The organism is Paenibacillus rigui, from assembly GCF_002234615.1.
GTDB classification, from domain to species: domain Bacteria; phylum Bacillota; class Bacilli; order Paenibacillales; family NBRC-103111; genus Paenibacillus_S; species Paenibacillus_S rigui.
The window spans coordinates 15,333-34,807 of the sequence record NZ_NMQW01000034.1; the positions used below are offsets into that span (position 1 = coordinate 15,333).

A 19,475-nucleotide genomic window follows, 5' to 3' on the forward strand; every position below is an offset into this window, starting at 1 on the left:
AATGAAAAAACCACCTGGTATCTGAGATATCAAGTGGTTTATATCATCTAAAGCAAGAATGCGGTCAAGAGGACTCGAACCTCCACGGGGGGTTAGCCCACACGGACCTGAACCGTGCGCGTCTGCCAATTCCGCCATGACCGCTTATGGTTGTCTCCCTTACTTAAAAAAGGGGACAAGATGTATATTATCATTCCAACCTCGTGCCTGTCAACATTTTTCCGCCCGATGACGGCAACAATTTGAACTTTTTTTACGTATAGTTTATTATAGGCTGTGCAATATAACACAAAAAACATAAAGGAGGATCTTATGCGTAAACTTGGATTCATTCTTGCTATTGTCACTGCAATCACTGTACTATTGGCAGGCTGCAATACAAGCAGCAATGGCGGCAATAAACCGGCCACGCCTCCTCAGGCAGCAACAATTACCAAAGCAGAGTATGATCAAATCGATGATAAGTCCACTTATGAGGATGCGGTTAAAATTATTGGCGGTGAAGGCAAAATCATCTCCGAATCCGGAACCAAAGGAAATCCGGATTATTCCGTAACTTACCAATTTCCTGCCGAAGGAAAAGAGAACGCAAATGCGAAGCTGACCTTCCGCAACAATAAGCTCATTTCCAAATCAGAATCGGGCCTATGAGAATACCTCTACCGAGGCCTATCAAGATCAGCGACCGCGTTCTATGGCTGGTTTATCGCCAAATATAATTTTCACATCCGATGACCTCGGAAGCTTATAAATTCGTTTGTGGTGAGATAAGGATCCCATTGGGGTCCTTTTTACTTGGAGTGAAACTATAACCATTTACAAAGAAGCCAAGCAACAAAACCCCAAATTGGAAGCGCAATCAAAATTCCGTACAAGGTCCCCTTTAAGGCTGAGCCTTCCTGCATCATGACCGACTCCTCTCATGCGATCCCTTAGCGTTCTTAGAGTTTATATTTATGACCCTGTGCTGACCCTTATGCATGCTTCCAACTAAACTATATCATCATTTGGAGCCGAGCACATATACATAAGACAAGACCGATCTGTAGTATTAAGGTCATTTGACTTGTCAGTATACACTCTGGGAGGCGCGTTCATGGTATTGCTTCAATTAGCTATGGGAATTGTAGCTGCGCTGCTGCTTTGGGGATTTATTAAATTGACTTTTCAGGTCGTGCTCTGGATTATCGGAGTGACGCTTGTGATCAGCTTTTTGATTCCAGGCGCTTTCTTATTTATAAGCGGACTGATTTTTATTATGATCGGGATGTTAGCGACGTTGGGACTGCTATATATCATCGGTGCTTTCAAACCTTAATCTGCATGTGTGCGTTATTCCATCCTGGAAACAGCCTTTCTCCCCCTCTACCCTTCGCGGTATGCTTCCAACGCCCGCGCAGCCCAATCCTTCAAATCATTTGCATTGCGTTGAGGCGGCACATCAAAAATATGCGTCGCAAGCCCTTCCGCATCCGGATCTCTCCGCACGACTTCACCACTGCAAGCGCCATGTTCATCCACACATACCCGAAGATAGAAATAATTATCCAATGCTACCCAATGTCCGTCTTCTTGCCTCTGCATCATCGAAAGGCCTCCTTTGTCCGGTAATGGATTAACGGCTTTCTCACACTCATTGTTTCCTGTTGTTACGCAGGATACTCTTAGCAAGAAGCGGCATCGGAAAACAGGCATACTCCAGCCTTCAAATTGAGACGCTAAGTTCTGGAGGTGATCAACATGACAGGCAGAAACAATAAACCGCGCAATGACGGACCTGCAAGCAGTCCATCCCGCCTTGATCAGTTTGGAGACAAGCTGGCCGATAGCGTTCTACAACCTAAACCCAAAAACAAGCGCAGCTGCGAATCCGAGTAAATGATGATAAGGTCAATCCTTTGACACAAAAAGCAAGCCGGAATTTCCTGGTCGGAAATCCGGCTTTATTCCTTTGCGATAGGATTCATCGCTGCTGTTTTTTGCTTTATCCAGCGTTTATAGGCTGCGGTTGAAGCCATAACCGACTCATAGACCGTACGGCCGATACCATACCCTACCTCGGTTGAGGTTCCCGCATAGCGCGAGACTGGCCCTCTCTGTGTGGCCGCGATTATGACCGCATCTGTCGTCGTTCCTGTTGCGGGAATGTCCTCAGTGTCAAGCCGTATGCAGCAATCCTGCAATGCGGCCGTCTTAGCTTCGGTTGTAGTAATGACCGCATTCACCATCGCTGCATCCGTTAATTCTCCATCAATTAGTACGATAATATTAATCGTTCCGGGATATAGCTGATGACGCGGCTGCTTATACCCTGCCCTTGCTTTGTTGCTAAGGCCAACCGTTGCCCAGGTGCAAACGCGAAAGCCTGCATCCGTCACTCGCTCGCTGTAACCGCAATCTTGAACTCTCGCTGCAGTAAGCAGGGCAGCCGTTTCTTGTATTGCGATCCCCTGCTCCGCCATAAAAGAGTGCATTTCTGTTAGCGGATCGTCACACAGATAGGTATTGTCCACTTGACGATTCAAGAGAGCCTGATGCCATCCTAGCCCTTCTCCCCACATGGAAGAATTCAATGTACGCAGCGGCTGCTTGCTTTCGATTACATAATAGCTGTTCCGCTCCAGATCGACAAGCCGGAAAGACACGCCGTCAATCGGCGTCTGGACAACGCCTTCCCATAAAGGAAAAGCACTCATCGAGCCCCATCGATTCCCGACATAACGTCATGTCGCTCCTCAGTAAAAGGCTGGTAATAATAGCCCCTATCGAGCTTGACGATCCTCCGGTTCTGCTTGCGGATCATGACAGACGTATCATCCCAGGCTACGACAATCCCTTTAACATCATTCTTTATATCAGCATCCCTTACCACTCGAAGCACGGTACCCTCGATCCGGTATTGATCCAGCTGTTCTTCGCTTATCATCTGCTTTCCTCCCTACAAAAAAACTATTCCCCCTTTAAGAAGGAATAGTTTCTTTACTCAAGTCCTGCTGAACAGGACTGTGTAAGCATGTACATATAAGTGCGGTACGAGTCAATTGTTAGCTAACATGCTCCTTGGAATCATTCGTTTCAAACCAATAGTCCAGAACCTTGCTCGACATAACCCGCTTTTGTATATATTCTACCTGTGCCGCGGAAAATTGCGGCTGCCACTCCATCTCAAGTTCCTCACAAAGCTTGACGATAGTCAACAGCTCGGACCACGCCACATATCTTTTGTACCAGAAAAATTGAGGATGTTCAATCATATAGGGATACAGGTCGTCAAACTCTGTATGCTTACAATCGAGGGCACGTTCAAAATGAATTTTAGCTTCGTTCAACTTGGTCTTGAAAAAATCGGCCGGAATCTCATTCCCCATAGCAATGCCTCCTCTGTTTTGCATGGTTCCATTATAAAGGAAAAACAGATTCGAGAAAAGCTTTTCTCCCTTTGAAAATGTTTCAAGGTTTCCGTGCCGTTATTCGAACTCGATAATGCCGCCTTTTAATGAAGAAATTTTGGCTAACGACTCTACACGAATGCCCGACTCCCGAATCGTCCGTCCGCCTGCCTGAAACGACTTCTCCACGGCAATCCCTACCCCTACCAGCTCTGCACCGGAGCGGCGAATAATGCGAATCAGCCCTCGCGCCGCATCGCCGTTCGCAATGAAATCATCGATGAGCAGAATGCGATCCTGTTCAGCGAGACATTCCCGTGAAACCATAATATCCGTAACAAAGCCCTTCGTAAAAGAAGGCACCCGCTCCGAGTACATTTCCGTGTGCTCCGTATTGAGTGTCTTCTTCCGGCGGGCAAACACCATAGGCACGTTCAATTCTTGCGCCGTAGCAAATGCGATGGGAATGCCTGACGATTCGATCGTCATAACCTTGGTCACATTCTCTTCGCGGTACAGACGGGCAAACTCTTTCCCCATAGCCGTCGTCAGCACCGGGTCCACCGCATGATTCAGTATCGCATCCAATTTAATAATATCGTCAGAAATAATAACTCCGACTTCGCGTATTTTTTGTTTTAACAATTCCATTTCCTGAAACCCTCCATCCGAAAACCTTTTCCGTTAACTTATCACATGGGGAATCTGCGTTTCAAGTCCTAAGTTCATAATCTTTTCAAAAAGGAGTGCAACTTTTTCCTGATGAAATACGTTATTTATAGTAGAATGCAAGAAACAACGATCAGGACAGCGAAAAGAGCACTATGAAAATAACTAACGTTCATTTTCATGAAAATTGTGCTGCTTTTGGACGAATTTGCTCTTTGATGATTCAATTTCGGCAGAGTATGATTAATAAGGTTATAATTAACACTACATGAAAGGAAGATTTGGATGATTCGCAAACCGTACAGCCTCGCTTTTTGGTCCGTTCCTTTCATCCTCATTATGCTGATTACAGGATGTAAACATACACCCGAAGCCATGAATAATCCAACCGGAGGCGAAGTGGCGACTTCTCCGTCGAAAACAACCGTAACGCCGCCCGAAGCTCCGCCCAAGGAACCTACTGTGGATGCCGCAGCTTCCGACCAAAAACCTGTCATTGCCAATCCGAATGATAAAGTCTCGCTTGCAAGCAACGAGAGCTCAGCCAAGACGAACGAGCCCAACGAGAATCCGAAACCGGCTGCTACCAAGCCCAAAATCGATATTCAAGACCCTTTTAATGAGGCCAAACCCACTTTGCTGGGACTAACCTTGAAATCATCACCTCAACTGGCAACCTCCAAATATGGTAAACCGAAGGATCAGTTTCAAATGGATGATGATTCGGATCCCATCACGGTTTATGACTATGTCGATTTCTTGATTGGCTATAACACTCAGAATCAGCTGCAGTTTATCGATATCCGCAGCAGCGACATTAACCCGGGATTGAACGGCTTGAGACTGGGTCAGTCCACCAGCGAAGTATTCAAAGCTCTGGGGAAACCGGATTCCAACACAAGCTATGTCATGACGTACAAATCCACCGGGGGGATCCTGAAGCTCGATATCGACCCCAAATCGGATAAAGTTAACTCCATTAAGCTTTTCGCCGAATAATGCGTTACGCAATAAAAGCCTGGACAGGATTCGATTGGATCCTAGCCAGGCTTTTTTCAATAAGTTCAGGACTGCTGCTGCCGGGCTGCCGCCCGTTTGCGGTATTTCCAATAAATGAGGCCTGCAACAAGCAGTAAGGCTGCCAGGACCGCTGCACTAATCCCCATATAATGATGGACGACGTACATGATTTTGGGAGCATTCACACCAATCAGGTGACCAAGTGTCAAGAAGGTCGTGCACCAGATAATCGCACCCGTTCCTGCATACAACAGGTACCTCCATAGTACAACCCCGCTAACTCCGGCAAGATAGCATGTAAAATGCCGTACCCCCGGCACATAATAGCCGAACGCGACAGCCCATAGACCGTATTTTTTAAACCAGCCTTCGGCGACCTCAAGACGCTGCGGTGTCAGCTTCACCCACTTGCCGTACTTATAAAGAAAGGGCTTGCCTACTTTCCTTCCCAAAAAATAACTAACAAGCATTCCTGTCATCGTACCTAAATAGCTGACGATCAATGATTTGTAAAAGGAAAACGGTCCCCCATGCAAGGTTAACGATCCGACTGTCGTCATTAATATCTCATCGGGAACAGGAAGTCCGACAATCCCTACAGCAAGTAAGCCAAACAGGGCGATATATCCGTAATGTTCAATCAGCAACAAAATATCATCCAGCACACAGACACGCTCCAGCTTATAAAATGAAGTGCAAAATATATGTTTAAATCACACAGGGGCTAATCCTACCCTACCTATTCTAACAGAAACGATAGGTTTTCCCAAGTTCGAGTCATGGGAGTGCCGACTTGTTCATACCTTGTACTATATGGGTGGAACAAGCCTTACGAAAGGTGGCCCCTGATTGATGAGAAAGCTGAGTTTAATTATGCAGGTCTGCTTCACTTATGTCGGCACCGTCGTAGGAGCAGGATTTGCGACCGGCCAAGAAATATTGCAGTTTTTTACCCGTTACGGATGGATGGCGACGTTGACGATCGGGTTGGCCAGTCTGCTCTTCGTATGGCTTGGCATCAAGCTGATGCTGCTGGCCAATGAAGTACAGGCGGAGTCCTACGAGGATTTGAACAAAGTATTATTCGGCCCCAGAATCGGAGAATGGATCAGCTTGTTCACACTCGTCACTTTATTCGGCGTTACGACCGTCATGCTGGCAGGAGCCGGCTCCGTCTTCGAGGAGCAGTTTCATCTGCCTTATCAGCTGGGATTAGCTATAACCCTAATGCTCTCCTATTGGGTGCTTCATCAAGGCATGCAGGCAATCGTCGTCGTTAATTCGATTGTCGTCCCACTTATGCTCTGCTTTAGTACCATCGTCGTATGGCATTCCAGCGATCTGCCTGGGGCAGGCAATTGGCTGCGCTTAACATCGGACTACGCCCTGGAACGTATTTGGTTCGCTCCATTGCTGTATACCGCCTTCAACCTGACAATGGCCCAGGGGGTGCTCGTCCCTCTGGGTGCGCAGGTCAAAGACCGTTCTATTCTAATCTGGGGCGGCATCCTGGGCGGGGCCATCATCGGGATTATGCTTCTCGGCGGCCACTTCGCTTTATCGGCCCAAATGCCAGGCATTTCACAATTTGACATCCCTATGGCCCGTCTTATTCAAAAGGTAGGCCCGATCGTCCAGCTGCTTTTCATCTGTGTCATTTACGGGGAAATTTTCACGACTTTTATTGCCGATGTCTATGGTCTTTCTCTGCAAATCGGACAAAGAACCCGGCTCCCGCGACACTGGATATTAATCATGATTCTGCTCTTAAGCTATGGTGTCAGCCAGCTCGGATTCAAGGCACTGCTCTCCACGCTGTATCCTTTATTCGGCCTGATTAGTCTCGCCTGGATGACTATGCTTATCTGCCGCAGAGAACGCCCTGCCAGAACGAACTAGGCTTAGTACCGTAGCGAAGCGCAAAATCATAAACAGCATGGACAGCAGCGTAAAGACAAAGCCGCAAAGCAAATAACCGTAGTGGTATAATGGATAGCTTGCAGCATCCCGAATGACTGCGATAACATCCGTAAACAGGAACAAGCTTCCTACAGCAAACACGCCGATCAGTGCATAATCGAAAAAAGTCCATTGCAGCAGCAGAGGTGCGATGGACTGCAACGGCGAGCTGCCCTGCATCTGCTCCTCCGCTCCATGACCCTCCTCCGGATGGTTGTTTGCCTGTAGTTCCTCCGGCTTATTCTGCATCTTCTGCTTCTGCTGCATGACAAACCAGATAAGCATGACCGCCGATGCGGTTACAATCAGGCCGACGACGCCGGCCAGCACAGCTAATGTTAACTTCATATTGGTACCCCCACTGAGGAGATCTCTGCCCTATGCAGGATCTCTTTCTAGCATATTCGTTGCAGACTCTAGTCTTACGGCTGAGAGGATAGCTGGTAGATTAACCAGAGAGATAAAAGAAACGCCGCAGCCGGGAAGACGAAGAGCACCGGCTTCAGCAATCTGTCAGACCCATGCCCGGCCCGTCTCCATATCCATCGTTCATTCCATTGCTTGAATAACATAATTACCGGTTGGGAGAGGCTCTTCTCCTGCTCTACACTGGGCTCCTGAACTGGGAGCTTGTTCTGATTCAGCTTGATTTTCCCACGCTTCCAGCCTACCTTGAAGGTGATTTCGCGGTCTGTTTTTTGCTCCCGATCCATCATTGCGCCCCCGTTCGTTATACTATATACTATAGTATTTATATACACTAAAAAAAGCAATGTATTTTGTGAAAATGCAAGGGAGCAAACAATCATGTGGTTTATTTTCGCAGCTGCCTCGGCCGTATGCTTCGGCCTGAGAGGTATTTTGTATCAATGGACATCCCAGCGGCCCATTAATCGTAATTTACTGCTGCTGGGCGTTTATTTGTGCGGGACGATCGTTGCCCTGGCGGTCAACGGGTTCGTGGGGCAAGCCTGGTCCACCGGGGCATGGATCGGAGTGGGCATGGGCGTATTCTCTTTCATGTCCAACGCTTCGATGTACCGGGGCTTTGCCGTCGGCAAGGCATCGCTTGTCGCGATGTTCACCGGCCTTCCGCCGGTTGTTGTCGTCATACTCGCCTACCTTTTATGGGGTGAAAAGCTGAATATATGGCAGTCCCTTTCTTTTCTTGTCATCATATCAGGGATCCTTCTGATCCGTTATTCCAGCGACATCTCCTGGAGAAACCTTAAGGGCGCTGGCTGGGGGGCGCTTGCAATGCTCGGCTTCGGGATTACGGACTTATCCTCGAAGCAAGCTACCCGGCTGGGTGCGGAAACCCTCCCTACGCTTGTTCTTATGTACGTTACAGGCACGCTGCTGTTCGGCCTCGCATGGTATATAGGCGAGCGCAAGCAGGCAGCGGCACGCCGGCTTGTCGCCGCCTCTGCGGACAATGCAGCTATTCATGGAGCTGCGGATTCGCCAGGCTTTGTTGCTCCTGAGACGATTCCCGTGCCCTGGAACTTCATGCGAACGCTGCTATGGGGCATGGTTGTGGGACTGACCAATATCAGCGGGATGATGCTGGTCATGCCAGCCTTCAAGCTGGGCGTAACCGGGCTTGTATCCGTCGTCATTGCGATGAATGTCGTCTTTGTTTTGTTCTACGCCCGTTTCGTTCTGAAGGAACGGTTCAGCCGTATGGAAGCGTGCGGTTTGACATGTGCCTTTATCGGTGTATTGATCCTTCGATTAGCCGGTTAGCTGACGGGAGTTCGGCAGCCGCAGCGCAATAAAAAACGACGGTAAGCGCATAGCGCGGAGCCGTCGTTTTTTGGGTTAAGGTAGGATGGATAAATGGCAGGCTACTGCTCCTTGCGGTACGTACGGTACACACCCTTCAGCTGCTGCACGACTCTGGACATGGAATAGGACTTTTGAGCCTTATCCCATGCCACCCGGCCGAGATTATACCGATAAATCCGGTCGCTGATCACCTTTTCCAGCGCAGAGGTCAGTGCAGGCACATCCTCGGGCGGGACGAGCAGCCCGTTATGTCCATGGGATATTTGCTCCGGAATCCCTCCAACGTCTGTACCGATCAGAGCCAGTCCACATAAAGCCGCTTCCGCAAACACCGAGCCGAATGCCTCCGCCCGGGACGGCAGAACAAATACGTCGAAGAACGGCATAAAATCTTCCGGATGCAGCATGTAACCGTAAAATATAATTTCCTCATATATGTTCAGCTCAATCGCCATTTGTTCCAGCTCGGTACGGATGGGACCGTCCCCGATGAGATGCAGCACGAAATTATGTCCCCGCTTTTTCAGCTCAGCGCAGGCCATCAAGAGCGTATCCAGCCCCTTGGCCGGAACGAGCCGGCATACCGTAATCAGCTGCGGGATTTTGTTCTCATGAGGGACCGGACGGAAACGCTTCTCATCAAATCCGTTCGGGATGACACCGATTTTTTCCGGTTCCTGTACATAGTCGGATAAATATTGGCGGAACGAATTGGAAACCGTCAACAGCTGGTCTACCCTTTCCTCCAGCTCGCGGTAAATGGACGTTAAAAAGGCATGCTCCGGTCCATTCTCCTGAATTTTACCGTTCAAGATCAGCTCCCGCTCATAGCTGGAGTGAACCGTCATCAGTACCGGGGTATCGGGAAACAGCTGCTTCATGACTAACGCGGCAATCGGATGATGCGCATGGATCAAATCGTACGTTTTGGTCAAACGCATCTTGGTCCACCAGACGTAGTCCTTGTAGGTCTGTATGTATTTATCAACGACAGGGTGGCCGGCATAGGCTTCCCACTCAAAGGTCGTAAATTGCACAGGTTCAATTCCCTTGCTGCGCACTCGCTTGGGTAAAGAGAACAATTCCATCTCCCAGCCCCGCTTATTAAACCGATCCAACATAAAGGGGACCATGGAAGAAACGCCTCCCGGCTGCTCCGGGGGAAAAAACAAAGCTTGTAAAATATTCATGATAGCCCTCCGTATGTCTTGCGTGATTATAAAATGCACCAGGCTACAACCACTCATATCTACATGGTAACAGTATTGCGAAGCGACCACAAGGGTATCCCGCAAAAGAAAAATAGGACATAAACTGACATTTTTCTCCCCAAAACGAATGTGTGTTTGCTATAATGTACATATCTTTTAGCTAACGATGGAGGCAATAACTATTGATGAATGTTTTGAACTGGTCTGATTTATGGCTAGGCACCTTAGGGGCCGTCATTTCTTACACGGTGATCCTGACGATTATATTTTTGACGCTGGTCACCTCCTTCCGGCTGCTCATAAGCAGACGAAAGATTGGATACTTCTCCATTATGATTTCTTTGCTGATTTTGATCGTGCAGTACTTCCAGCTCATTCAATTTCAGCTCACCCAAACGGAGGGCTCTATAGCCAATTTTATCGCACTCCTGTTAAAGGTCATTTCCTTTATTTTTGTAAATATCGGGGTATACCAGTTATACAATGCCACCAAGCTAAAAGACACCATCGTAGTTATACTGGTCATCGTTATGACCGCATTCGTATCCCTGACTTATTGGTATATGCCGGACTGGATCCAAGGCAGCGCAGAGCAGATTCAGCTGATGCAGCCTCTCGGAATGGAATTATATCTGTTCCTGCTGATTTTCGTCAGCTTCTTGCTTTTGAATCCCCGCATTGGGCAAAATGGCAAGTATCAGCTGATGCTGACCTTTTACTTCTGTTCCCATATGATCCATATGACCAACTTGTATTTGTTTAATAACCAGCAGGCTATCCTGAGAAAGTTTGAGCAGCTCATTCCTATAGCCTTCCATGTCGTACTCTTTTTGTTTATCTTCGAGCGGGTCATCGAGATCATGCAAGCCATTTACAACTCCTCCATTACGGACGGATTGACCAAGCTGTACAACCGTAAATACTTTTATAATCGTGTAAACCAGCATGTAGCGCAGAAAATTGCCGTAACCGTTATCTTCAGTGACATCGATAACTTCAAGAAGTTAAACGACACGAAAGGGCATCATATGGGCGACCTTGTCTTGAAGCAGGTGGCTCAAATTGTGAAGGAGGAAGCGGAGCATATCGGTATCTGCGGCCGTTACGGCGGAGAAGAGATGGTTGTGCTTGTAACGGATACGGAAGTGGATGCAAGCGAGCTTGCTGAACGCATTCGAGCGCGTGTGGAGGCGGAGACCATCGTCACAGTCAGTATGGGGTACAGCTATTTCCGGAAAAATATATCCGCGGAAGAGCTGATTAAACAGGCGGATGAAGCGATGTATAAAGCCAAAACAAGCGGCAAAAACAAAGTCGTCGCCTACGGGTAAAGCATTCAAATGTTCATACATAACATCACATAGCGAAATGAGGATTTAACCTTATGAACCAACCCAAAATGGTCGTCATCGGAAGCTTGAATATGGATCTGGTCGTTACTGCCGATCGGATGCCGCGTATCGGAGAAACGATCGAAGGATCCAACATCCACTACATCCCGGGCGGAAAAGGAGCCAACCAGGCTGTCGGCTGCGCAAGACTCGGCGCGGAAGTCACGATGATCGGCTCTGTCGGTCAAGACGCGTTCGGCCAGCAAATCCTGTCACAGCTGACGAATTACGGGATTGTTACAGAACGGATCGTCCAGCTGGAGGGTATCCCTACGGGCACAGCTACGATTCTGCACACCGCTCAGGACAATTGTATCGTTATTGTGCCTGGAGCTAATGGGAAAACAACCGAAGCTTCAGTAACCTCCAACCGTGAGGTCATTCAACATGCCGACATTATGCTGGTGCAGTTGGAAATTCCTATGGCAACCGTGCTTGAGGCGCTGCGCACTGCCCGGTCCCACGGGGTGAAAACCGTTCTTAATCCCGCCCCGGCCAAGCCCTTAACCGATGAATTGTTAAGCCTTGTCGATATTCTTACGCCGAACGAAACGGAATTTGAAGCCCTGAGCGGAAAGTCTTACCCTTCGGAGGAAGAACTGCTGGAAGGCATGAAGGCTTGGGAGAACAAATACCGCCAAACCCTGATTATCACCCGCGGGGAGAAAGGCAGCTCCTACATTCATAACGGAGAACTGCGAACCGCCGCTGCGCCTTCCGTTCAAGTGGTTGACACGACAGGCGCGGGCGACTGCTTTAATGCCGCTTTGGCCTACAGCCTCGCTGCAGGGGGTACTTTGAATGACGCCGTCACTTTTGCCATTCGAGCCGCATCACTCTCCGTAACCAAATTCGGTGCACAGGAAGGCATGCCGACCTACGAAGAAGTGATCCGCAGCAGCCTTACTCAATCTTAAATAAAGCATCCACCGGTTGGTCCAGCAGGTCGCTTAGTTTCTTGGCGGTTGCGGGACCAACGCTTTTTACGGAACGCTCCAGTAAACTGATATAAGATGAACTGAGGCCGGATCGAACGGCTAGCTCCCTCTGGGATAACCCCTTTATGATTCTTGCTTTAGTAAATGCTGCAGACTTCGTCCTTATTTTCATTGTTGAGATCCCCTTTCATTTTCCGTTAATTACCATTATACCATATTGTTCACTATAGTAATATATTATTTTCACTATTGTATACATCATTAACCCGCAAACTCATCTTACCTCTCTAACCCTCGGCATTGAATTTACAATTGTTTACTGTTATGATAAGTTTGTTAACTTTAGTTTACTTTTTGGACAATGCGGGTGTGAAATTATGAATTTCTACGATCAATTGCGGGATATGCGCAAGCTGAAGGGCTTCACCATACGCGAATTAGCCGACCGTTCCGGGGTATCCGCAGCCTACATCTCACAGCTGGAGAACGGCAATCGGGGTGTTCCTTCGCCTGACGTACTTATGAAATTATCCGAAGGACTCAACACGCCTTATCCGGATTTGATGCAGCTTGCCGGTTACATGGAAAAACCGTCAGACTCCGACGCACGGCCAGGCAGCTATGCTTATACGAAAGCCCCTATTAATCTGCGCAGATTTCTTAGGGAGAATGATTTCATATTCGATGGCATGGAGCTGACAGAGCAGGACAAGGAATGGATTGAACGCATGTTGACCGCCTTGTTCTGGAAGCAAAAGCACGAATCGGAGTAACAGATGGCATGCGTTTGTCCTCCTGATAGACAAAGTCTAGGAAAACCAAAAAAAGCCCGCCTCCTCTATTTGAGGAAAGCGGGCTTTCGCCTTATTTGTAAGCAATCGGGTCTTGGCTGCCGGCTTCGGCAAATCCCTTCAGACGCAAACGGCAGCTGTCGCACACACCGCACGCTTCCTCCTGGCCGTTATAGCACGAGGTTGTCAAGTGATACGGAACATTCAGCTTCATGCCCTCGCGGATAATTTCCGCTTTGGTCCATTCGCTTAATGGAGTTGCAATCCGGATCGGCCCGCCTTCCACGCCTACGCGTGTTGCAAGAGCCATCACCTCTTCGACCTTGCGGATAAACTCCGGCCGGCAATCTGGGTAGCCGCTGTAGTCCAACGCGTTGACACCAATATAAATGACCTCAGCCTCCGTCACCTCAGCATAGGACGTCGCGATGGATAAGAACAGCAAATTTCTTCCGGGCACATAAGTAATCGGCACCTCCGATTCCTGGGCCCCGTCGGCTGACGAAGCTTGTTCCGGTTTCGGTTTTGTCATATCGGGCACTTCCAGCGATTCATCGGTCAACGCACTGCCGCCGAATTCTTTTAGAAATCCGAGCTGAATTACTTTATGCCGGTCCGCTACTCCATAATGCGCTGCAACCTGGCGTGCATTCTCCAGCTCGATTTTATGTCTTTGGCCGTAGTCGAAAGTAATCGGATACAGCTCATAGCCCTCGGCCTGGGCGATCCCCATACAGGTGGTGCTGTCCAAGCCTCCGCTTAAAATAATAACTGCTTTCTTCCCCTGGTTCGTAGTCATGTCTTGCTCCACCTTTTTTTCAAATAGATATGTCAAAACGCCGGGGTCGCTTCCTCCTCCCGACGTTGCTTGCTACTTACACCCCGCGTGCCGCAGGGTTCCAAATGATTTTATGCAGCTGCATATTCAGCTTCACCTGAGAGAGACCGTGCTCAAGCATGAGCTCGACAAGACGGGCCGGAGGCATCGTTTCCCAAACCGGGCTAAATAAAGGCAGCGCCTTTGTCGGTACCTGCTCCAGCAGCCTTCTGGCTTCGTGAAAGTCCTCGAGACTGCCAATGACAAACTTCAGCTCATCCTGTCCCCGAAGCTTACCGAAATTACTGAGCAGCATCTTGTCCGACTCTCCCGAATCCGGAAGCTTGTAATCCATCACGTAACGCACCTTCGGCGAATGAATTCGCTCCAGGAACAGGGTCAGATCAATGGCGCCATTCGTTTCGACATGAATGTCCGTCAATCTGTCGATACCCAGGAGAGCTTCAATCAGCGCAGCGGATTTGTCTCCGTATAACAGCGGTTCACCGCCCGTTAAACAAACATGCGTCGAGCGGAAGCCCTTCACTTGCTCAACAATCTCACCCATGGTCATAACAAATTCCGCCTCTTCCGGCGGATAGCTATATTTCGTATCGCACCAGGTGCAGCGAAGATTACAGCCGAACAAGCGGACGAACACCGTAGGAAAACCGGCTCGTGTCCCTTCTCCCTCAACGGTTTCGAAAATTTCGACCATAGGCAGCTTTACCGTATTCAATTGGAGTCATCCCCCATCATGGATGCCGTCACAGCTGCGAAGCTTGTAGGTGTCTCCCATAGGCGAACTTCCTCCAAGCGAACACGGGGCGTCAGCCCCTCCTCTTTCAGGGCGCTGCTGAGCTGTTCATACATCCAAACTACCATATTCTCCGCAGTCGTATTCATCAGAGGCAGCGCATCATTCAAATACCGGTGATCCAGCCGATCGAGAATCCGCTCCTTGGCGATTCTTTTGATATCTGCAAAATCAATCGTGATACCACGATGATCGACCTTTCCTCTCATGAAAACCTGCAATTTATACGTATGCCCGTGCAAGCTTTTGCATTTGCCGTCATAGCAATGAAGGTGATGAGCGCTATCAAATGTAAATTCCTTGGAGACAAGAACTTCTTTATCGTGATATTTGAGCTGCTCTTCTTGAATTTCCACTCCAAGCCGCTGCACTTTGACAGGGATTTCGTATTCCATCGTTGTTTCATCCTTTCCCCACAAAAAAACCAACCCTAATTATAGCACGCACCTCTCACACCTACAATAAGAAGCACCAATGGGGAGAGTAGAAAAAAATGCAAAACGCTCCCTTTCGCTATTCTTATTGCCAGCTATATTGCAGCCGACATAGAGATAAGCGAAGGGAGCCTGATGGAAGCTCTTAATTAATGAATCGTGTCCGACTCGAAAAACAACTCCTCAAAGGGCTGATTCCGGAATAGCATTGTGACGTTAAACGACTCGTACTCTTTTTCCTTATCCAGTTCTTCCATTAAAAGGGTTGCTATATATTCACGGTCATCCGAATTTCCCGGCTCGCGAAAATCAATGAATCCGGTAATTTGACGTTCGCTAATATCGACTGTAGCCGTTCCGATGGGAAGTCCCCCATAAGAAGACTGATAAATTTCATACGTAAGCATCTCTCCGTCATCCCTTGCCAGAACTACCGTATAGTCGTCACGGATAAATGGTTGACCCTCGTCTTCCTCAAACAATAATGCATCATCTTCATCTAAAAGATCGCCATGCGTGAGCTCAATCGTCTCGATAATCTCATGATCCCACTCCATATGAATGACGAAGGCATCAATCTCATCCTTATCGAAATCACTGACCAGCAGGTCAGCCACCTCTTCCAGCTCTTCCTCGTCCGGTTCCAGCAGCCAGGTGACCGTGCCGCTTACCTCCCGATCCTCGATATACAGCTCCGCCTCGGCTAGCAGCTCCATCATTTCGTCATAAATATGATACTCGACGGTATTGCGTGTTTCTGCTACGATGACAAGCTCATGGCGGTTCGCTCGGCCGACTCCGGAGAATGGCGCGTCCTCTTCGCTAAGAAGCACGTCATCTGTCTCAATCGGCTCCCCCTCAAGGTGTATCATCCTATATTCGCCGTACTCCGCGGGCTTCTCGTCTTCAAGGCGATCGCTGTCCGACCCGTCATAATCGTAGTCGTAATCCTCCTCTACATCCTCATAGGAGGCATCCCACGTATCCGTAGCTATAATATGATCGTACTCACTGTAGGTTACAAGAACATCGCATGTTTCGATGCTCATAGCATCAATCAGCGATTGAACGTACAGCTGCAGTTCGCTGGTTACACGCTGTTTCGCATTCGGGGGTAAGGTCGTTTGCTCCAATTGGATGGCCCCGGAAATGCGGTCCGTCTCACGGTAAACCAAAGTCATGGTGCCGATAAACCGATTGTTCCACAAAATATCGTTTACTTCGCCGCCTGCCGTTTTCAAATCCGGTCTAATTACAACCTCCGTCATTGTCTCGCCTCCATTGGTTCCTTCATGGCTGGTGTACCTTTAAAAACCACCTTTACTAGCGTGTCCTAATTAGCCCAAAATATATGCGCAGGGATAGGAGTCCATACGCACAGCCGGTTTCCTCATACAATAAGAGTAGACCGATGAGAAGAAACAAAATTAAGCATTGGGTTCCTGCCGAAGCGTAACACTAATCCGAACGCTTACCTCTTGCTTCATCGGTAAACTATTAGAATATGGGAGGAATCAGCATGTCTGCAGTTGGAGGTTTGTACACTAGCACAGGTGTTATCTTGGTACTGTTCATCCTTTTGGTTATCGTGACTCGCGCGGGCTGGCTGTAAGCCTGCCATCCGTGAAGGATGAGATAAAGATGTAGCTACAAAGGCTTCGCCCCCTTGGAACGTTAGCTATTTTAGTCAAGTGAAATGCGAAGCCATAAGTTGAAAAGCTTGGATCCATTCCAGAATGGATCCAAGTATACAAACTTAAACATTCCCTTGCATGACAGAAGACCGGGGTCCAGTGGACTCCGGTCTTCTTATTTTAAGGACGCAAAGCTTCCTTTTCTTCACTCCCTGATGCCGTTTGGTGTATGGATGTCCGTTCCACCGGCATTGGCCTGCTGCAGCTGAAGCAGCTCTGTTTCCGACAGTTCACGGTACTCGCCGGGTGACAAGTGCTCATCCAGGAGAAGCGTCCCCATGGAAATCCGTTTCAGAAATACAACCCGCTTCCCTACGGCTTGAAACATACGTTTTACTTGATGAAACTTCCCTTCCATGATCGTTAACTCGATCTTGGAAACCTGCCCCGTATGGGGATTCCCGGTTGCAAGAATGTTAAGCCGGGCAGGCATGGTTACATACCCGTCATCCAAGGCAACTCCCCGCGCAAAAGCTTCAGCATCCTCCTCGGTAACGGCGCCCTCAACCTCGGCAAAATACGTTTTGGGTACATGCTTCCGGGGAGAGAGCAGATTATGTGCCAGCTTCCCATCATTCGTGAGCAATAAGAGCCCTTCCGTATCCTTATCCAGCCTTCCAACGGGAAACGGCTCGAAATGCGCATGGGAAGCATCCAGTAAATCAATGACGGTCCGGTCACGCGTGTCCTCCGTCGCCGAGATGACCCCCTGAGGCTTATTCAGCATCAAATAAATAAACTCGCGGTATTGGACAGCCTCTCCATCTACCGTAATGCGATCCCGCCCGGGGTTGACCTGAACCCCGCTATCCTTAACCAACCGGTCGTTCACCATGACCAGACCTTTTTTGACAAGCAGCTTGATCTCACTTCTGGAGCCGAACCCGGTATGGGACAGCAGCTTGTCCAAACGCAGCGTTGCTTTCATTTAGGTCCACCTCCATCCAGCAGGGTATTCATTCTTCAATATGCCGTCCATCCATTTGCCCCATCCCACAGGAAAGCCGTCAATGGCTACGAGACCATAGCCTTTGGGCTTCATATCCTCACTCGCGCAGCGCACCTGTTCCACCGGGACCTCCAGGGTTTCCCCCTTCAAATAGCGCAGCGCAGCCGGTTCAGCCAGCGACAGCGAAACCGATCTTGCAGCTTCCTCAAGCTTAAGTCCCATAGCCAGAGCATGGGAAGGCTCGAAGCGCTGCTTCCTCACACTGCCGAGATACCAGCCCGGACGAATCACCCGAATGCCCGAGAAGTCCGGCAGTCCTTCCGGTGAGGCGTAAATATGCTCCCCGTGAAGGGTTAGATGCGGGATGTGAAGCTCCGGAACCATTTCACGCATGAAATCGTAAAAGGGCTGCAAATCCAAGGTCGGCTGCTTCTCCGCAGCCTGCTTGGAGCTGCCTCCGCGCTGCTTTTTCAGCTTCGGCTGCTTCCTGTTGATCTTCTCAAGCTCACGCTCACGCTCCGGCTCAGCTTTTACTGAAAGAGCAGCCTCATCGGCCTGCATCGCTGATCCAACCGCACCCGCTTCGCCGGCTTGCACCGGGTCACTGCCACTGTAAACCAGCACAGCGACATAATGGCCTTCTCCCGGCACATGATGCGGCCACAGGCGTGCGGTGCCCTTGACTTCCTCCGCCGCCTCCCTTACCGCTTGGTGCCAGGATGCCGCGTCCGCGTCCAGACTCTCGCCGTGCTTCGCTTCATTTTCCTGAAGCCGCTCGGATCCTTCTACCCAATCCGGACGCCCCGGACGAAATCCGTACCGCATAGCAACAGGCAAAACATGAAATTGCGGATGGTCCGTCAGGAATTCAGCGATCATCTCTTCATTTTCCTCCGGCGAGAAGGTGCAGGTGGAATACACGATGCGACCACCCGGCTTCAGCATAACGGCCGCTTGCCGCAGCAGCTCCCGCTGCATTCCGGCATACCGCACGACCCAATCCGGCTGCCACGCTTTCGCCATATCCTCTTCCTTACGGAACATGCCTTCTCCTGAGCACGGAGCATCAATTAAAATTTTATCGAAATAGCCGCGGCAGGCGTGCTGCAGCTTCTCAGGCTGTTCATTGAGCACCACGGCGTTACGCACACCGCACAGCTCGATATTTTTGACCAGTGCCTTCACCCGATCCGAATGAATGTCGTTCGTTACCAGCAGTCCCTGCCCCTGAAGCTTTGCAGCGATTTGTGTTGATTTGCCGCCCGGTGCCGCGCATAAATCGAGCACCCGCTCACCGGGACGAACGTCCAACAGCTCCGCGGGTGCCATCGCACTTGGCTCCTGAATATAATACAGCCCTGCATGGTAATAGGGGTGTTTGCCTGGCCGTGCTTCCTCCCGGTAATAAAATCCGGTAGGCGCCCAAGCAATAGGCTCAAGCTCCATTGAGGACATTGCTAGAAAAGAATCAACGCTGCATTTCAGCGTATTGATCCGGAGTCCATATAACCGTGAATGATGATAAGAAGCAAGGAACGCTTCATATTCGTCGCCAAGCAGGCGCTCCAATTTATCCGTAAAAGCTTTAGGCAAATGGCTGCCTGTCAT

Annotated in this window: 26 protein-coding genes and 1 tRNA gene; 10 read left to right on the plus strand and 17 right to left on the minus strand. The window is 49.3% G+C overall.

Annotation, left to right across the window (positions count from 1 at the left end):
* Positions 1-59: 59 nt before the first annotated feature.
* A tRNA-Leu gene (locus CF651_RS21815) sits at positions 60-144 on the minus strand.
* 168 nt (positions 145-312) lie between these two features.
* Between CF651_RS21815 and CF651_RS21820 the strand changes: the two genes are divergently transcribed.
* The gene (locus CF651_RS21820; RefSeq protein ID WP_094016998.1) at positions 313-651 is read left to right on the plus strand and encodes a DUF3862 domain-containing protein; all 339 of its coding nucleotides are present in this window, start codon (positions 313-315) and stop codon (positions 649-651) included.
* A gap of 445 nt (positions 652-1,096) precedes the next feature.
* Positions 1,097-1,318, plus strand: coding sequence for a hypothetical protein (locus CF651_RS21825; protein WP_094016999.1), 222 nt, complete (start codon positions 1,097-1,099; stop codon positions 1,316-1,318).
* A gap of 47 nt (positions 1,319-1,365) precedes the next feature.
* Here the strand turns inward: CF651_RS21825 and CF651_RS21830 are convergent, their stop codons facing one another.
* Positions 1,366-1,587 (minus strand): hypothetical protein, encoded by a 222-nt coding sequence (locus CF651_RS21830; RefSeq protein WP_094017000.1) that lies wholly within the window; start codon positions 1,585-1,587, stop codon positions 1,366-1,368.
* A 153-nt stretch (positions 1,588-1,740) separates the two neighbouring features.
* Here CF651_RS21830 and CF651_RS32460 point away from each other — a divergent pair, with 153 nt between their 5' ends.
* Positions 1,741-1,878: a hypothetical protein gene (locus CF651_RS32460; protein ID WP_179232929.1), complete on the plus strand. Its 138-nt coding sequence runs from the start codon at positions 1,741-1,743 to the stop codon at positions 1,876-1,878.
* A 65-nt stretch (positions 1,879-1,943) separates the two neighbouring features.
* On the opposite strand, the gene CF651_RS21835 is transcribed toward CF651_RS32460, so the two are convergent.
* From CF651_RS21835 to CF651_RS21850, 4 genes are all read right to left on the minus strand, one after another.
* Entirely contained in the window at positions 1,944-2,696 is a 753-nt protein-coding gene (locus CF651_RS21835) for an adenosylcobinamide amidohydrolase (RefSeq protein WP_094017001.1), read from the minus strand.
* Positions 2,693-2,926, minus strand: coding sequence for a hypothetical protein (locus CF651_RS21840; protein ID WP_094017002.1), 234 nt, complete (start codon positions 2,924-2,926; stop codon positions 2,693-2,695). Before CF651_RS21840 ends, CF651_RS21835 begins: the two co-directional genes overlap by 4 nt.
* A gap of 118 nt (positions 2,927-3,044) precedes the next feature.
* A complete protein-coding gene (locus tag CF651_RS21845; RefSeq protein ID WP_094017003.1) occupies positions 3,045-3,368 on the minus strand; it encodes a hypothetical protein in 324 nt (107 codons plus the stop codon).
* Between the two features lie 99 nt (positions 3,369-3,467).
* Complete coding sequence (locus tag CF651_RS21850) at positions 3,468-4,040, minus strand: xanthine phosphoribosyltransferase (protein ID WP_094017004.1); 573 nt, start codon at positions 4,038-4,040, stop codon at positions 3,468-3,470.
* Between the two features lie 303 nt (positions 4,041-4,343).
* On the opposite strand from CF651_RS21850, the gene CF651_RS21855 reads away from it, so the two are divergent.
* Positions 4,344-5,057 carry a DUF4309 domain-containing protein gene (locus CF651_RS21855; protein WP_094017005.1) on the plus strand — a complete coding sequence of 238 codons (714 nt, stop codon included), beginning with the start codon at positions 4,344-4,346 and terminating at the stop codon, positions 5,055-5,057.
* A gap of 65 nt (positions 5,058-5,122) precedes the next feature.
* Here CF651_RS21855 and CF651_RS21860 read toward each other — a convergent pair whose 3' ends face one another.
* On the minus strand, positions 5,123-5,740 hold the full coding sequence (locus tag CF651_RS21860; RefSeq protein WP_094017104.1) for a DedA family protein: 618 nt from the start codon (positions 5,738-5,740) through the stop codon (positions 5,123-5,125).
* Positions 5,741-5,930: 190 nt separating this feature from the next.
* Between CF651_RS21860 and CF651_RS21865 the strand changes: the two genes are divergently transcribed.
* A complete protein-coding gene (locus tag CF651_RS21865) occupies positions 5,931-6,977 on the plus strand; it encodes a YkvI family membrane protein (protein ID WP_094017006.1) in 1,047 nt (348 codons plus the stop codon).
* Here the strand turns inward: CF651_RS21865 and CF651_RS21870 are convergent.
* Together CF651_RS21870 and CF651_RS21875 are read right to left on the minus strand one after the other, a co-directional pair.
* Positions 6,903-7,385: a hypothetical protein gene (locus tag CF651_RS21870; protein WP_094017007.1), complete on the minus strand. Its 483-nt coding sequence runs from the start codon at positions 7,383-7,385 to the stop codon at positions 6,903-6,905. The two genes, CF651_RS21865 and CF651_RS21870, sit on opposite strands and share 75 nt — an antisense overlap.
* 74 nt (positions 7,386-7,459) lie before the next feature.
* Positions 7,460-7,753 carry a hypothetical protein gene (locus tag CF651_RS21875; protein WP_144029087.1) on the minus strand — a complete coding sequence of 98 codons (294 nt, stop codon included), beginning with the start codon at positions 7,751-7,753 and terminating at the stop codon, positions 7,460-7,462.
* Positions 7,754-7,844: 91 nt separating this feature from the next.
* On the opposite strand from CF651_RS21875, the gene CF651_RS21880 reads away from it, so the two are divergent.
* Entirely contained in the window at positions 7,845-8,783 is a 939-nt protein-coding gene (locus CF651_RS21880) for a DMT family transporter (protein ID WP_094017009.1), read from the plus strand.
* A 101-nt stretch (positions 8,784-8,884) separates the two neighbouring features.
* Here the strand turns inward: CF651_RS21880 and CF651_RS21885 are convergent, their stop codons facing one another.
* Positions 8,885-10,015, minus strand: a complete 1,131-nt coding sequence (locus tag CF651_RS21885) for a glycosyltransferase family 4 protein (protein WP_094017010.1) — start codon at positions 10,013-10,015, stop codon at positions 8,885-8,887.
* A 206-nt stretch (positions 10,016-10,221) separates the two neighbouring features.
* On the opposite strand from CF651_RS21885, the gene CF651_RS21890 reads away from it, so the two are divergent.
* Together CF651_RS21890 and rbsK are read left to right on the plus strand one after the other, a co-directional pair.
* On the plus strand, positions 10,222-11,367 hold the full coding sequence (locus CF651_RS21890) for a GGDEF domain-containing protein (RefSeq protein ID WP_094017011.1): 1,146 nt from the start codon (positions 10,222-10,224) through the stop codon (positions 11,365-11,367).
* Between the two features lie 53 nt (positions 11,368-11,420).
* The gene (gene rbsK / locus CF651_RS21895) at positions 11,421-12,344 is read left to right on the plus strand and encodes a ribokinase (RefSeq protein ID WP_094017012.1); all 924 of its coding nucleotides are present in this window, start codon (positions 11,421-11,423) and stop codon (positions 12,342-12,344) included.
* On the opposite strand, the gene CF651_RS21900 is transcribed toward rbsK, so the two are convergent.
* Entirely contained in the window at positions 12,331-12,537 is a 207-nt protein-coding gene (locus CF651_RS21900) for a helix-turn-helix domain-containing protein (protein ID WP_094017013.1), read from the minus strand. The two genes, rbsK and CF651_RS21900, sit on opposite strands and share 14 nt — an antisense overlap.
* 205 nt (positions 12,538-12,742) lie before the next feature.
* Here CF651_RS21900 and CF651_RS21905 point away from each other — a divergent pair, with 205 nt between their 5' ends.
* Positions 12,743-13,138 (plus strand): helix-turn-helix domain-containing protein, encoded by a 396-nt coding sequence (locus tag CF651_RS21905; RefSeq protein ID WP_094017014.1) that lies wholly within the window; start codon positions 12,743-12,745, stop codon positions 13,136-13,138.
* Positions 13,139-13,229: 91 nt separating this feature from the next.
* On the opposite strand, the gene queC is transcribed toward CF651_RS21905, so the two are convergent.
* From queC to CF651_RS21925, 4 genes are all read right to left on the minus strand, one after another.
* Positions 13,230-13,955: a 7-cyano-7-deazaguanine synthase QueC gene (queC, locus tag CF651_RS21910; protein WP_094017105.1), complete on the minus strand. Its 726-nt coding sequence runs from the start codon at positions 13,953-13,955 to the stop codon at positions 13,230-13,232.
* 76 nt (positions 13,956-14,031) lie between these two features.
* Positions 14,032-14,691, minus strand: coding sequence for a 7-carboxy-7-deazaguanine synthase QueE (locus CF651_RS21915; protein WP_094017106.1), 660 nt, complete (start codon positions 14,689-14,691; stop codon positions 14,032-14,034).
* A 17-nt stretch (positions 14,692-14,708) separates the two neighbouring features.
* Positions 14,709-15,185, minus strand: coding sequence for a 6-carboxytetrahydropterin synthase QueD (gene queD, locus CF651_RS21920; protein WP_094017015.1), 477 nt, complete (start codon positions 15,183-15,185; stop codon positions 14,709-14,711).
* Positions 15,186-15,373: 188 nt separating this feature from the next.
* A complete protein-coding gene (locus CF651_RS21925; RefSeq protein ID WP_094017016.1) occupies positions 15,374-16,492 on the minus strand; it encodes a hypothetical protein in 1,119 nt (372 codons plus the stop codon).
* A 251-nt stretch (positions 16,493-16,743) separates the two neighbouring features.
* On the opposite strand from CF651_RS21925, the gene CF651_RS21930 reads away from it, so the two are divergent.
* Positions 16,744-16,836, plus strand: coding sequence for a sporulation protein YjcZ (locus tag CF651_RS21930; protein WP_094017017.1), 93 nt, complete (start codon positions 16,744-16,746; stop codon positions 16,834-16,836).
* A gap of 227 nt (positions 16,837-17,063) precedes the next feature.
* On the opposite strand, the gene CF651_RS21935 is transcribed toward CF651_RS21930, so the two are convergent.
* Positions 17,064-17,846 carry a pseudouridine synthase gene (locus tag CF651_RS21935; RefSeq protein ID WP_094017018.1) on the minus strand — a complete coding sequence of 261 codons (783 nt, stop codon included), beginning with the start codon at positions 17,844-17,846 and terminating at the stop codon, positions 17,064-17,066.
* Complete coding sequence (locus CF651_RS21940; protein ID WP_094017019.1) at positions 17,847-19,475, minus strand: RsmB/NOP family class I SAM-dependent RNA methyltransferase; 1,629 nt, start codon at positions 19,473-19,475, stop codon at positions 17,847-17,849.

Bases quoted from the DNA above. Each gene is read 5' to 3' on its own strand.
- CF651_RS21890 (WP_094017011.1), top strand. From the start codon at position 10,222: ATGAATGTTTTGAACTGGTCTGATTTATGGCTAGGCACCTTAGGGGCC.
- CF651_RS21925 (WP_094017016.1), bottom strand. From the start codon at position 16,492: ATGACGGAGGTTGTAATTAGACCGGATTTGAAAACGGCAGGCGGCGAA.
- CF651_RS21820 (WP_094016998.1), top strand. From the start codon at position 313: ATGCGTAAACTTGGATTCATTCTTGCTATTGTCACTGCAATCACTGTA.
- CF651_RS21865 (WP_094017006.1), top strand. From the start codon at position 5,931: ATGAGAAAGCTGAGTTTAATTATGCAGGTCTGCTTCACTTATGTCGGC.
- CF651_RS21825 (WP_094016999.1), top strand. From the start codon at position 1,097: ATGGTATTGCTTCAATTAGCTATGGGAATTGTAGCTGCGCTGCTGCTT.
- CF651_RS21880 (WP_094017009.1), top strand. From the start codon at position 7,845: ATGTGGTTTATTTTCGCAGCTGCCTCGGCCGTATGCTTCGGCCTGAGA.
- queC (WP_094017105.1), bottom strand. From the start codon at position 13,955: ATGACTACGAACCAGGGGAAGAAAGCAGTTATTATTTTAAGCGGAGGC.
- CF651_RS21855 (WP_094017005.1), top strand. From the start codon at position 4,344: ATGATTCGCAAACCGTACAGCCTCGCTTTTTGGTCCGTTCCTTTCATC.
- CF651_RS21850 (WP_094017004.1), bottom strand. From the start codon at position 4,040: ATGGAATTGTTAAAACAAAAAATACGCGAAGTCGGAGTTATTATTTCT.
- queD (WP_094017015.1), bottom strand. From the start codon at position 15,185: ATGGAATACGAAATCCCTGTCAAAGTGCAGCGGCTTGGAGTGGAAATT.
- CF651_RS21870 (WP_094017007.1), bottom strand. From the start codon at position 7,385: ATGAAGTTAACATTAGCTGTGCTGGCCGGCGTCGTCGGCCTGATTGTA.
- CF651_RS21900 (WP_094017013.1), bottom strand. From the start codon at position 12,537: ATGAAAATAAGGACGAAGTCTGCAGCATTTACTAAAGCAAGAATCATA.
- CF651_RS21935 (WP_094017018.1), bottom strand. From the start codon at position 17,846: ATGAAAGCAACGCTGCGTTTGGACAAGCTGCTGTCCCATACCGGGTTC.
- CF651_RS21830 (WP_094017000.1), bottom strand. From the start codon at position 1,587: ATGATGCAGAGGCAAGAAGACGGACATTGGGTAGCATTGGATAATTAT.
- CF651_RS21885 (WP_094017010.1), bottom strand. From the start codon at position 10,015: ATGAATATTTTACAAGCTTTGTTTTTTCCCCCGGAGCAGCCGGGAGGC.
- CF651_RS21915 (WP_094017106.1), bottom strand. From the start codon at position 14,691: ATGGTCGAAATTTTCGAAACCGTTGAGGGAGAAGGGACACGAGCCGGT.
- CF651_RS32460 (WP_179232929.1), top strand. From the start codon at position 1,741: ATGACAGGCAGAAACAATAAACCGCGCAATGACGGACCTGCAAGCAGT.
- CF651_RS21835 (WP_094017001.1), bottom strand. From the start codon at position 2,696: ATGAGTGCTTTTCCTTTATGGGAAGGCGTTGTCCAGACGCCGATTGAC.
- CF651_RS21840 (WP_094017002.1), bottom strand. From the start codon at position 2,926: ATGATAAGCGAAGAACAGCTGGATCAATACCGGATCGAGGGTACCGTG.
- CF651_RS21845 (WP_094017003.1), bottom strand. From the start codon at position 3,368: ATGGGGAATGAGATTCCGGCCGATTTTTTCAAGACCAAGTTGAACGAA.
- CF651_RS21905 (WP_094017014.1), top strand. From the start codon at position 12,743: ATGAATTTCTACGATCAATTGCGGGATATGCGCAAGCTGAAGGGCTTC.
- rbsK (WP_094017012.1), top strand. From the start codon at position 11,421: ATGAACCAACCCAAAATGGTCGTCATCGGAAGCTTGAATATGGATCTG.
- CF651_RS21930 (WP_094017017.1), top strand. From the start codon at position 16,744: ATGTCTGCAGTTGGAGGTTTGTACACTAGCACAGGTGTTATCTTGGTA.
- CF651_RS21875 (WP_144029087.1), bottom strand. From the start codon at position 7,753: ATGATGGATCGGGAGCAAAAAACAGACCGCGAAATCACCTTCAAGGTA.
- CF651_RS21940 (WP_094017019.1), bottom strand. From the start codon at position 19,475: ATGACAGGCAGCCATTTGCCTAAAGCTTTTACGGATAAATTGGAGCGC.